Source organism: Haloferax sp. s1, assembly GCF_058382125.1.
Window position 1 is genome coordinate 1 of record NZ_JBZRPK010000628.1, and the last position, 10,606, is coordinate 10,606.

Below are 10,606 nucleotides of genomic sequence, written 5' to 3' on the forward strand. Positions count from 1 at the left end.
AGTGTCGGCAGACGTACCGAGGTCGGCTTCAGTCCCACCATCAGTAGTCGCTCGGTGAACCGCACCGTCTGTCGGGTCGAACGTCTCGCCGATACTCTCCGGGTTACGAAGCGCCTCCGGATTCGCTCGCACGTCCGAAAGCGACAGGCCGCGCCAGCGGAGGTACATCCGAAGCGCGTCGAGGTCGAGTCCGTTTCGGGTGATGCCGTCGGGTGACTCGAAGAGGCGACCGTGGGCCGTCGAGAGCGACGAAACGGGGACGCGACGACCAACAAACGAAAGTGGGAACTCGAACTCCCCCGCTGCGAGATTTCGCACGGCGAGCAAAAGTGGGTACGCGAGACCGACGATGACGGTGTTCGTAAGGACAGTCATCGAGAAGACGCCGAGTCGCGTCGGGTCCGCGAGGGGAAAGACCAGTTCACCGACGGTGTAACTCGGGAACGTCGGGAGTAAGATGGCGAAGACCATGAGTGCCTTCGCGTCGGCACCCCCGAAGCCACCGAGTCGCCAGAACAGGTACGAAAGCGGGACGACGAAGAAGACGCTCACACCGACCCGGATGAGGTACAGGCGGTCGAACACCGTCTCGACTGGAAGATGGCCGAAGAGTTCCCACGCGAGCAAGGCGAGTCCCAGCGCCGCTAGTGGATACCAGACGACGTTAGGGACGCGCCGCGTGCGAATGTCGCGCCACGCAGTCCACGCGAGGACGGGTACAACGACCAGTCGCAAGAGGTCGGGAAGCGTGCCGATTCCGAACATACCAGCAGACGGAGTGGAAAGGAGTTAGATGTTCGGGACGGGTATCGATTCTGAGACTGGCCACGACGAGGAGAGTATGTGAGAGCGACTCCGGTGTTGGTAGCGGTACAACGTTTTACTTCATGGTCCCGAATATGCAGCCAGCAGTCCAGATGGTGAAACAGTATGACTTCCGAAAAGAACGAACCTATCGAGATACTCCTGGTGGAGGATAATCCCGGAGACGTTCGATTGACCAAAAAGGGATTACAGCAGGGAAAAGTAACCAACCACCTCTACGTCGTTCGCGACGGCGTCGAGGCCATGTCGTTTCTCCGCCAAGAGGGCGAGTACGCCGATGCCCCTCGCCCGGACCTCATACTCCTCGACCTCAACATGCCCAAGATGGATGGTAAAGAGGTACTTCAAGAAATTAAGACCGACCCCGACCTCAAGCGAATCCCGGTCGTGGTGCTCACGAGTTCGGACGCCGAAGAAGATATCGCCAAATCCTACGATTTACACGCCAACGCATATCTCACTAAACCTGTTGACTTCGACGGATTCCTCGAAATCGTCCGCAGTATCGAGGAGTTCTGGTTTACGGTCGTGAAATACCCACCGTCGAACACTCGAAAATAACGGCCCATCCATACGACTCGTGGGCGCTTACGTCCAACACTGTCCTCTCTGCTTCATGCGCTCGTGGTTTGAGGTTCGAGAAAGCTTCACGCTCTCCGTGAGAACGGTTTTACCATCCTGATTTCTGCCGGATGGCAAACCTAAATCCAGTAATATTCCCAGAATAATCAACTTTACTAGGAATATCGACATGGTATTAAGGATAACGGACCAACACTCGATAGAGGTGCCCGGTAGGTAACGCTACCAGCTCAGTATGATTCGAGAAAACTCGCTGAAGGCACTGTTAATAGAAGATAACCCGGGTGACGCGCGTCTCATTAGATACTATCTCGAAGAAAACTCACTTCTGGAGGACACAGAGGAGTTGGAACTGACGCACGTCGAAAACCTGACCAAGGGTCTCGAACACCTCGACGAAAATGCGTACGATTTCGTGCTCCTGGACCTCGGTCTCCCCGAAAGTACGGGGCTTGAGACGCTCGACCGGGTTCTCTCGCATTCGCCAGAACTTCCCGTAATCGTACTGACGGGACTCGACGACCGCGAAGTGGCAGGCGAGGCAATCATGTGGGGTGCACAAGACTATCTCCCGAAAGACGACCTCAACAGCACCCAACTGATGCGGTCGCTCCAATACGCAATCGAGCGGAAAAAGCGTGAGGAGCAACTTGCGGCGTTAAACCGAATTAATGCACTAATTCGAGATATCAACAAGGCACTCCTCACGGCGACGACCCGCGCCGAAATCGAACAAGCCGCTTGCGAACGGTTCGTCGCGACCGATCCGTATAAATTCGCCATAGTCGGTGAGTTCTCGTCCGACTTCGAGCAGTTCACAGAGAGACACTGGGAAAGTGTCGACAATCACGACCTCGAGGATGTGATGGAGTCCGAAGGCCAACTACTCGGACAGCAACCAGCTGCGGAAGCCATCGAGACGCACGAAGTACAGGTCATCGAAAACATCACTGAAGAACTACTATCTGAATCGGAAGAGGAGGAAACGGCCGAACCCAAATTCGAGTCCGTCGCTGCCATCCCGCTCGTGTTCGAAATGTCCGTCGCCGCCATCCCGCTTGAGTTCGGAACCGTTCATGGTGTGCTCGTCGTCTACACCGACCGTTCACACGCATTCGACGAGCAAGAACGCGAAGTGCTCGGAGAACTTGGCCAGACCATCGGATACGCCATGACCGCCCTCAAAGGACAGATAGGGGGAGCGGAACCGCGCGCCGATTCACCGCGCGACTCGGTGGATGACACACGTGAAGAAGAATCGGACAATTTCCATCCTGGATTTTACTGATAGATAGAGCGTACTAATCAGGACGAGAGCGTTAGTAGCTCAGTCGCCGCCGCGTGCCTCTCGGCCGAGGTGCGTTTCGACCATGTCGACTTTCTCCTCGACGTCGAGCGACTGCTCGCGGAAGTGGTCAATCTTGAGGTTGGTGAGCGTGCGCGTTGCGTCGAGCGCCTCCGTCGCCGCCTGCGCCGCGGCGAAGACCGCACTCAAATCGTCAGCCTCAATCGTGGTTTCCATCGGATGGGTTTCGTACTTGACGTCGAAGTCCTCCAGAGCGTCGATCGCCTTTGCGATCTCGGCCTCGAAGTCGACGTCGGGGTCATCAAGGGGAGCCACACTCAACATTGCGGTGACGGTCATACGTCACACAGGATATTCATCGAGGATATAACTTGGTATTGTCGTGCGCTCACCTCAGGCACTGGGTGCGGACTTTGTAGCTGTTGGAGTGATTGATGCGGACTTTGTAGCTGTTGGGTGACACGGATACCGGTGAACACGAACCAAGCACCGAGTGAGAACGGCCAGTCTTATTCCCTGAAGGGGTCAACAGGTCAGCATGCCAGCTGAGGAGCGGGAACGGGCAGAGCGATATTTCAGGTACGCCGTCGAGCGTCACTGGAGTCCATACGAAATCGACCTGGCTGCCGACCGGGAGATGGCTATCGAACTCAGTCGGAGTGCATTTACACAGTTGCGCGCGACCGTCGCGATGTTCGGTGCGGGCGAAGAGAACGTAACCGAGGACCTGGTCCCGCTGGCTGCATCAGTGACTGAGGAAAGCGACCAGCGATTCGTTGCGAGTCACATCTACGAGGAGGCCAAGCACGCCGCCTTTTTCGACCGCTACTGGACCGAAGTAATTAGACCGGCCGAGGATGCCAGAGGGACGAATCCGACCGCACCGACAGCAGACCGGTGGTTCACCGACGCCTACGAGGAGCTATTCAGTCGGACGGAAACAGCAATGAACCGGCTGCTAGATGCCGATACGCCCACGAACCGCGCCAAGGCGTACTGTCACTATCACCTGACCATTGAGGGCGTTCTGGGACAGACGGGCTTCCACGCCATGGACGCAACCTTCAGCCCGGAGACCGATGGGCCGTCGCTTCCGGGGCTCGTGGAAGGAATAACTCACGTGCGACAGGACGAGGGCCGACACGTGGGGTATGGGATGGACCGACTCGCCGAGCTTCTGCAACGGACAACAGTCGAGCGCTCGCTTGCGGAGGAGACCGTCGCTACGCTTGCAGACCCAGTTGACGCTGTCGTCGAGAAGATGGGCTGGAAACGCCTTCCCGGTCCCGACAGCGACGACCTCGTCGCATTCGCCGCCCAGAAGCGCCGCGACCGACTGGAACAACTGCCCGATAGAAGTACCCCCGGACAGGAGGTCGAAAGCCGATGATGCGAGGCGTCGAAGTCTCCGAGTACGGCGACAGTGCAGTCCTGACGCCGACCGACCTACCAGAGCCTACGCCGAGTGCAGACGAAGTCAGCATCGACGTTGCTGCCGCCGGCGTCAACTTCGCCGACATCGAACAGCGCCGAGGAAACTATCCCAATGGACCGTCGCCGCCGTTCGTCCCCGGTTTGGAAGTCGCTGGCACCGTCACTGCCGCCCCGGCGGAGAGTGACTTTGTAGTCGGTGACCGGGTTGCTGCGCTCACGTCGAGCGGCGGGTACGCGGAACTGGCGACAGCACCAGTCGAGCGGACGTTTAGGATACCCGAGTCGCTCTCGTGGGCTGAGGCGACTGCACTGCCAGTGCAGGGACTGACCGCCCACAACGTCCTCCACGAGTGGGGTAATCTGTCGTCCGGAGAGCGAGTGCTGGTCCACGCCGGAGCGGGCGGCGTCGGCTCGCTCGCCGTCCAGTTAGCCGACGCGGCCGGGGCGACCGTGTTTGCCACCGCGAGTACCTCGGAGAAACGTGAACTCACCAGAGACCTCGGTGCCGATCACGCCATCGACTACACGGAAGCGGACGTGGCGGATACCGTGCTGTCCCGGACCGACGGCACTGGTGTCGACCTCGTCATCGACGGCGTCGGTGGCGACGCCTTCGCCGCCAGCGTCGAGGCACTCGCACCAGTCGGGCGAATCGTCACGTTCGGGATGGCAAGCGGGTCGGTTCCGACCGTAGCGACACCGCGCCTGTTCTTTGCAAACCAGTCAGTCATCGGCTATCATCTCACGCACGCCCTCGACCACGTTCCCGAGCGTGTGCTCGGGGCAGTTCCCTCGCTAACCGACCACCTCGAATCCGGCCGAGTCGAAGTCGTCGTCGACCGAACGGTCTCGCTGGAAGAGCCACAACAGGCCCACGATGCCCTCGCCAACCGCGAAACCGTCGGAAAAGTCGTTCTCAAACCGTGAGCGTGCAGTCGGGACCATAACCCGACGAGAACTGCGGGATTTCACGGTCCGACGGAAACCGTGATGATTTTTACCACAGTTAGAGAAGTGGGACACATGGCTGAAACCCAGGACATCGCAAATCGAGTTGAAAATATTATCGCAGAGCGGCTTCGCGTCGATTCGGACGCTTTTGACGATGAGACACCGTTCGACGGCGAGACGCTCGATGCCGATTCGCTCGACCTTGTCGAAATCGCCGAGGCCATCGAAGCCGACATCGGGGTACACATTCCGGACGAGGACCTCGAAGGCCTAGAGACAGTTGGCGAGTTCGTAACGTACGTCGCAGAACACGCCTGAGATGGACCGAAATGTCGTCGTGACCGGCCTCGGGCAGGTGACCGCGCTCGGAGAGACCGCCCAAAGCACGTGGGACGGGCTTCTCGACGAGCGGAGCGGTGCAGCCCCGATAACCCGGTTCGACCCCGACGAGGCCGACGTTCGGGCCAGCGTCGCCTGCGAGGTCGGAACGGACCCGTCAGATGTGACGCCTGACGACCGTATCGACGACCGGAAGATGGGTCGGTACACCCAATTCGCCGTCGCCGCTGCCGCCGAGGCGCTCGAAGACGCCGGGTTCGACCCTGTCTCACCTGATTGGACTCCCGAACGGGCAGGTACCAGCATCGGCTCTGGACTGGCCGGACTCTCGGAAATCGAAGCCGCAGCCGGTTCCCGCCCATCGCCATCCTTCCTCGTGAGCGCGCTGACAAACCTCGCAGCCGGACACGTCAGTATGTGTGTCGGCGCGAAGGGGCCGAACCGCGCGCCGGGAACGGCGTGTTCGGCGGGTACGCACGCCATCGCGGCGGCAGCCGACGATATCCGTCGTGGACGGGCGGATGTCGTCATCGCCGGTGGAACTGAGGCCTCGATATCACCGCTGGGTGTCGGGAGTTTCGACGCGATGCGGGCGCTCAGTACGCGCCACGACGACCCTACTGCGGTGAGTCGCCCGTTCGACGCCGACCGAGACGGACTGGTCCTCGCCGAGGGGTGCGGTATCGTCGTACTGGAGTCACGAGACCACGCTCGCGAGCGCGGAGCGAACCCGTACGCGACTATTACGGGCGCTGCCAGAACTGCTGACGCACACCACGTCACGCGCCCGGCCGAATCGGGAGATGGACTCCGTCGCTGCATCGAAAACGCGCTGGAAGACGCCGACCGAGAGCCGACTGCTGTCGACCACGTCAACGCACACGCGACGAGTACGCGTCTCGGTGATGCCCGCGAGGCTGATGCGCTCAACGCAGTATTCGAGACGGAGGTGCCGCCGACAACGAGCGTCAAGGGCCACCTCGGCCATGCACTCGGGGCCGCCGGTGCCATCGAAGCCGTTGTCGTCGCACAGACCATCGCCGAGGGAACGATTCCACCGACGAGTAACTACGAGACGCCTGACCCGGACTGTGACCTGCCGGTGGTCACCGAACCACGCGAGATGAACGTTGACGTCGCCGTCAGCACGTCGGCTGGATTCGGCGGAACGAACGGCGCGCTCGTCTTCGAGCGTCCGTAATCATGTCCGGAGAGAACCCCAAACGACCCGAAGAAGAACCCGAACTGCCGAGAGAAGAACCCGACCCAGCCAGCAATGTCGGTCCCGTAGTTAGCCACGGCGTCGATGTGGTGGCTATCGACCGCATTGGCGACCTCCTTTCGGAGTTCGGTGATTCGTTCCGCGACCGGGTTTTCACGCCGGCCGAGCAGGCGTATTGCGAGGCTCAGGGCGACCCATCGCAGCATTACGCCGCCCGCTGGGCAGCCAAAGAAGCGTTCCTGAAGACGCTGAGAAAATCCTCACCCGGCGTACCGACCGCCGCCATCGAGGTCGACCGCCGAGCGGACGGGCCCCGGTTGTCACTGGACCCCGTCGCATCCGACGCCCTCGATGCAATGTTTGACAAGTACGGCATCTCGCCCGGAACTGCCGACATCGACGTAAGTCTGAGCCACGACCAGGCTGCGGGTTATGCCATCGGGTCGGTGACTATCGTAGGGACAGCAAAACGAGACGACTGAGCGACCAATTTGATACAGATCACCAACATGTCCACTGACAACACACCAACGACGCTCGACGGAACGGCGTTCCTCTTCCCCGGACAGGGAAGCCAAGCCGTCGGCATGGGACGAGCATTCTACGACGATTGGCCCGAGACGCGCGCAATGTTCGACCGCCTCGACGCCGCGTTAGACATCGACCTGACGGGGTTGTGTTTCGACGGAACCGCGGAGGCGATACAACAGCCGAGTATCACCCAGCCACTACTGCTGGCGACCGGCCTTGCCGTCTACAAAGGTGTCACGGCTCGCTTCACTGTCGAACCAACGTACGTCGCCGGCCATAGTCTCGGCCACTTTACCGCGCTGTCAGCCGCGGGTGCGATGGACCCCGCAGCGACGGTCCAACTCACTCACCAGCGGGGGAAGTGTATGGAGCAGGCGGCGACCGCCGACGGCCCGGGAACGATGGTGGCGGTGCTACTAGCCGACCAAGACGAAGTCACACAAGCGTGTGCTACCCGTGACGATGTCGGTGTCGCCCTGTACAACGCGCCGAGACAGACAGTCATCAGCGGCACCACTGAGGGAGTAACGTCGGTACAGGAGACACTCAACGAGCAGGCGACCACGACCGCTCGGTTCCACGAACTCGACGTTGGGGCGGCGTTCCACTCGCCGGTGATGGCATCAGCGGTCGACTGTGTCGAGCAGGCGATGGGCGAAGTAACACTTCGCGAAGCCGAGATTCCGGTTGTCTCTGACGTGAGCGGCGAGATATACACAGAGCCGAGCGTTGCGCGGCAGGACCTGACGAACCAGATTACGTCGGCAGTCGACTGGGTCCGTGTCGTCGAGCAACTCCGTGCACAGGGCATCGAGCGGTTCGTCGAGTTCCCGCCGACCGGCGTTCTGTCGGCGCTCGTCGAGCGAATCGCACCGGATGCCGACTGTCTCACGCTCGAAACGCCCGCGGACGCTCGGGAGGTATTCGCGTGACCCACGACGACCTCAGCGGCGAGGTGGCAGTCGTCACCGGCGGGACGCGAGGTATCGGTCGTGCAGTGGCGGAGCGACTCGCCGAACGGGGTGCGACCGTCGTCGCAACGTACCACAGTGACGAAACGGCCGCCGAACAGACAGCGAACGCACTGGATGCACACCCTGCCGAGACCACCGTCGAACAGTTCGATGTGGCCGACTACGATGCGGTGGCAGCGGCGTTTGAGACCATCGTCGAGCGGTACGGCCACCCGACAATTCTCGTGAACAACGCCGGAACGATGGACAACGGCCTGTTGCTGCGGATGACACCCGAACAGTGGCAGCGTGTCATCGACGTCAACCTCTCGGGCACGTTCTACTGTACCCGGGAAGCAGCCAGACAGATGCTGCGGAGCGACAAGCGAGGTGGCCGCATCGTCAACGTTGCGAGCGTCGCCGCCCAGCGCGGATGGGCCGGGCAAGCGAATTACGCTGCAAGCAAGGCCGGCGTCCTCGGTCTCACTCGTGCAGCGGCCCGCGAACTCGGCGGAAAAGACATTCGCGTCAATGCCGTCGCACCCGGCTACACTGATACAGACATGCTAGACGCGTCACTGGCCGACGAGTCGGCTGTCGAGACGGATACCGCGAGCGGCCGCGTTGCGACGCCCGAAGAAGTTGCTGACGTCATCTGCTTTTTGGCCAGTGACACCGCGTCGTACGTCAATGGCGAAGTTGTGCGCGTCGACGACGGACTCGTCTTATAATGAGTCGCTGTCGTTGGGTCGCGTCTCGATAAACAGAGAAAACGGGTCACTGACTCGCCTCGAAGACCGGGTGACCCCACACCGCCATGTCCGCAGTAATGAGCGATCTCACGAGTCAGCGACATCTTGAAGGCCATCTCGCGTGAGGTGCGAAGCCAACCACGCTCGTGCTCTCGCTTCATCATTATGCAGTAGATCATATTATCGTACGCAGAAAGATTGTGTGCGGACGGAACTGGAAGCAGCGACGCAGACCTATTCAATCAATGGCGTCGCATCGGCCCACAACTGCTGAAATTGCCGTTCGAATTCGGCGACGACAGTGGAGTCTTTTACGCCGACGACTCCCAGTCGGTCTGCAGGCGACTGTGGATGCGGTATATCGACTGTCGTCACCGCTTGGTCGATAACGTCGAACGAAACTGGAATCTCCGGAAGCACTCTGACTGCGACGTCCGCTGGTTTCGATTCCACCAACTCCGGGAACGTATCCGGAAGTCCGCGTAGAACCTCGTCACTGAGAACGAGCGAGACGCTGAGGTCCGTCTGTGCGCCGTCGAAGAACGCCTCGAACTCCCGCTGGAGCGTCTCCCACGATGCACGTTCGTACGGTGGTCCGACGGCCGCATGTACGGAATCCGTTGCAGTACGCATGTGCTGTTGAAGCGCGGTGCTCATCTCGTCGCTGCTGAGAGCGCCGAGCCAAACACTACCGTCGGCTGGAGTCGTCGGGAGCAAATTTGAGCGAACTGTTTCGGCCACGTTCCGATACCGAGCCAATTCCTGTTGTAGCTCATACGTGCGTTCCGAGAGGAGTCGGTCAACGGCTGTCTCTGGCTCGATGGCGGTGTACTTCGTAGGCTCAGTTGACTGGCTTTGAATCACTGCCCGCGATTCGAGACCGTTGAGGACATCGTAAATCCGACCCTTCGGAACATCGCTGGCAGTCGATAGCTCAGCCGCCGTAGCTGTCCCGGTCACGAGGAGCGCCCGATAGACCTTCTCTTCGTAACTGGAGAGACCCAGCTCACCCAACGCTGTCATAGTGGATTGTCTCCCCGCATTTCGTAAAAATATGTATCAACAGAGGTGAACAACGAACCACAAGTGGGGACCGATTTCAGTAACGCCATATTTGACGTGACAGGATCGATTGGTATGCATCCATACGTGTTGCTCGCTGGGGCAATCGTCTCTGAACTACTCGGAACGACGTCCCTCAAACTCTCCGAGGGGTTCTCGCAACCACTTCCGAGTCTCGGCGTCGTCATCGGCTACGGGGCGGCATTCTATCTCGTATCGCTGACGCTGGAAGAACTTCCAATCGGTGTCGTGTACGGGACGTGGGCCGCACTGGGCATCGTCGGCGTGGCTGGAATCGGAATTGTGGTTTTCGACGAACCGATAGATATGGCTGGTGTTGTCGGTATGCTCCTGATTATCGTCGGCGTGTACTGCGTCAACGTTCTCTCCGGGATGTCCGCTCATTAAGCACCGTTCTGTGCTGCTCTGCTCTGTGCTGCTCTGCTCTGTGCTGCTCTGCTCTGTTTTGTCCCAACACACTATCCAGACGCCGACCCCGATACGCGTACAGATGATAGAAAATTTATAAACCTTCATTGATATTATTTGCGTATGGCAGGTAGATTCAGTCGCGGCCTCCAAGTCGTCGATGACAGCATCGACGTCTTCCGTGACAACCCACGCTTAGCCCTCCTCCCCTTCCTTAGCC

13 protein-coding genes are annotated in these 10,606 nt (G+C 59.9%); 10 read left to right on the forward strand and 3 right to left on the reverse strand.

The annotated features are described in order from the left end of the window. On the reverse strand, positions 1-765 hold a 765-nt coding region (locus QT222_RS13515; RefSeq protein WP_491477467.1), incomplete at its 3' end, for an A24 family peptidase. Between the two features lie 165 nt (positions 766-930). Here QT222_RS13515 and QT222_RS13520 point away from each other — a divergent pair. Together QT222_RS13520 and QT222_RS13525 are read left to right on the forward strand one after the other, a co-directional pair. Next, entirely contained in the window at positions 931-1,386 is a 456-nt protein-coding gene (locus QT222_RS13520; RefSeq protein ID WP_004058932.1) for a response regulator, read from the forward strand. A gap of 256 nt (positions 1,387-1,642) precedes the next feature. After that, positions 1,643-2,695, forward strand: a complete 1,053-nt coding sequence (locus tag QT222_RS13525) for a response regulator (protein ID WP_491477468.1) — start codon at positions 1,643-1,645, stop codon at positions 2,693-2,695. A 39-nt stretch (positions 2,696-2,734) separates the two neighbouring features. On the opposite strand, the gene QT222_RS13530 is transcribed toward QT222_RS13525, so the two are convergent. Beyond that, complete coding sequence (locus QT222_RS13530) at positions 2,735-3,052, reverse strand: thiamine-binding protein (RefSeq protein WP_004060698.1); 318 nt, start codon at positions 3,050-3,052, stop codon at positions 2,735-2,737. A gap of 199 nt (positions 3,053-3,251) precedes the next feature. On the opposite strand from QT222_RS13530, the gene QT222_RS13535 reads away from it, so the two are divergent. The 7 genes from QT222_RS13535 (at position 3,252) to QT222_RS13565 (ending at position 8,874) form a co-directional block, all read left to right on the forward strand. Next, positions 3,252-4,103, forward strand: coding sequence for a ferritin family protein (locus QT222_RS13535; RefSeq protein WP_004060699.1), 852 nt, complete (start codon positions 3,252-3,254; stop codon positions 4,101-4,103). Beyond that, entirely contained in the window at positions 4,103-5,074 is a 972-nt protein-coding gene (locus QT222_RS13540) for a quinone oxidoreductase family protein (protein ID WP_491477473.1), read from the forward strand. The genes QT222_RS13535 and QT222_RS13540 overlap by 1 nt, the downstream gene beginning before the upstream one ends. A 96-nt stretch (positions 5,075-5,170) precedes the next feature. Next, positions 5,171-5,416 (forward strand): acyl carrier protein, encoded by a 246-nt coding sequence (locus QT222_RS13545; RefSeq protein WP_004060701.1) that lies wholly within the window; start codon positions 5,171-5,173, stop codon positions 5,414-5,416. Position 5,417: 1 nt separating this feature from the next. Then, the gene (locus QT222_RS13550) at positions 5,418-6,638 is read left to right on the forward strand and encodes a beta-ketoacyl-[acyl-carrier-protein] synthase family protein (RefSeq protein WP_491477469.1); all 1,221 of its coding nucleotides are present in this window, start codon (positions 5,418-5,420) and stop codon (positions 6,636-6,638) included. A gap of 2 nt (positions 6,639-6,640) precedes the next feature. Continuing rightward, on the forward strand, positions 6,641-7,141 hold the full coding sequence (locus tag QT222_RS13555) for a holo-ACP synthase (protein ID WP_491477470.1): 501 nt from the start codon (positions 6,641-6,643) through the stop codon (positions 7,139-7,141). A gap of 27 nt (positions 7,142-7,168) precedes the next feature. Next, positions 7,169-8,122: an ACP S-malonyltransferase gene (locus QT222_RS13560; protein ID WP_491477471.1), complete on the forward strand. Its 954-nt coding sequence runs from the start codon at positions 7,169-7,171 to the stop codon at positions 8,120-8,122. Then, the gene (locus QT222_RS13565) at positions 8,119-8,874 is read left to right on the forward strand and encodes an SDR family NAD(P)-dependent oxidoreductase (RefSeq protein WP_004060705.1); all 756 of its coding nucleotides are present in this window, start codon (positions 8,119-8,121) and stop codon (positions 8,872-8,874) included. Before QT222_RS13560 ends, QT222_RS13565 begins: the two co-directional genes overlap by 4 nt. Before the next feature lie 255 nt (positions 8,875-9,129). Here QT222_RS13565 and QT222_RS13570 read toward each other — a convergent pair whose 3' ends face one another. Beyond that, on the reverse strand, positions 9,130-9,918 hold the full coding sequence (locus tag QT222_RS13570; RefSeq protein WP_491477472.1) for a TrmB family transcriptional regulator: 789 nt from the start codon (positions 9,916-9,918) through the stop codon (positions 9,130-9,132). Between the two features lie 114 nt (positions 9,919-10,032). On the opposite strand from QT222_RS13570, the gene QT222_RS13575 reads away from it, so the two are divergent. Next, entirely contained in the window at positions 10,033-10,365 is a 333-nt protein-coding gene (locus tag QT222_RS13575; protein WP_004060707.1) for a DMT family transporter, read from the forward strand. Positions 10,366-10,606: the final 241 nt, after the last annotated feature.

Bases quoted from the DNA above. Each gene is read 5' to 3' on its own strand.
- QT222_RS13520 (WP_004058932.1), top strand. From the start codon at position 931: ATGACTTCCGAAAAGAACGAACCTATCGAGATACTCCTGGTGGAGGAT.
- QT222_RS13525 (WP_491477468.1), top strand. From the start codon at position 1,643: ATGATTCGAGAAAACTCGCTGAAGGCACTGTTAATAGAAGATAACCCG.
- QT222_RS13530 (WP_004060698.1), bottom strand. From the start codon at position 3,052: ATGACCGTCACCGCAATGTTGAGTGTGGCTCCCCTTGATGACCCCGAC.
- QT222_RS13535 (WP_004060699.1), top strand. From the start codon at position 3,252: ATGCCAGCTGAGGAGCGGGAACGGGCAGAGCGATATTTCAGGTACGCC.
- QT222_RS13540 (WP_491477473.1), top strand. From the start codon at position 4,103: ATGCGAGGCGTCGAAGTCTCCGAGTACGGCGACAGTGCAGTCCTGACG.
- QT222_RS13545 (WP_004060701.1), top strand. From the start codon at position 5,171: ATGGCTGAAACCCAGGACATCGCAAATCGAGTTGAAAATATTATCGCA.
- QT222_RS13550 (WP_491477469.1), top strand. From the start codon at position 5,418: ATGGACCGAAATGTCGTCGTGACCGGCCTCGGGCAGGTGACCGCGCTC.
- QT222_RS13555 (WP_491477470.1), top strand. From the start codon at position 6,641: ATGTCCGGAGAGAACCCCAAACGACCCGAAGAAGAACCCGAACTGCCG.
- QT222_RS13560 (WP_491477471.1), top strand. From the start codon at position 7,169: ATGTCCACTGACAACACACCAACGACGCTCGACGGAACGGCGTTCCTC.
- QT222_RS13570 (WP_491477472.1), bottom strand. From the start codon at position 9,918: ATGACAGCGTTGGGTGAGCTGGGTCTCTCCAGTTACGAAGAGAAGGTC.
- QT222_RS13575 (WP_004060707.1), top strand. From the start codon at position 10,033: ATGCATCCATACGTGTTGCTCGCTGGGGCAATCGTCTCTGAACTACTC.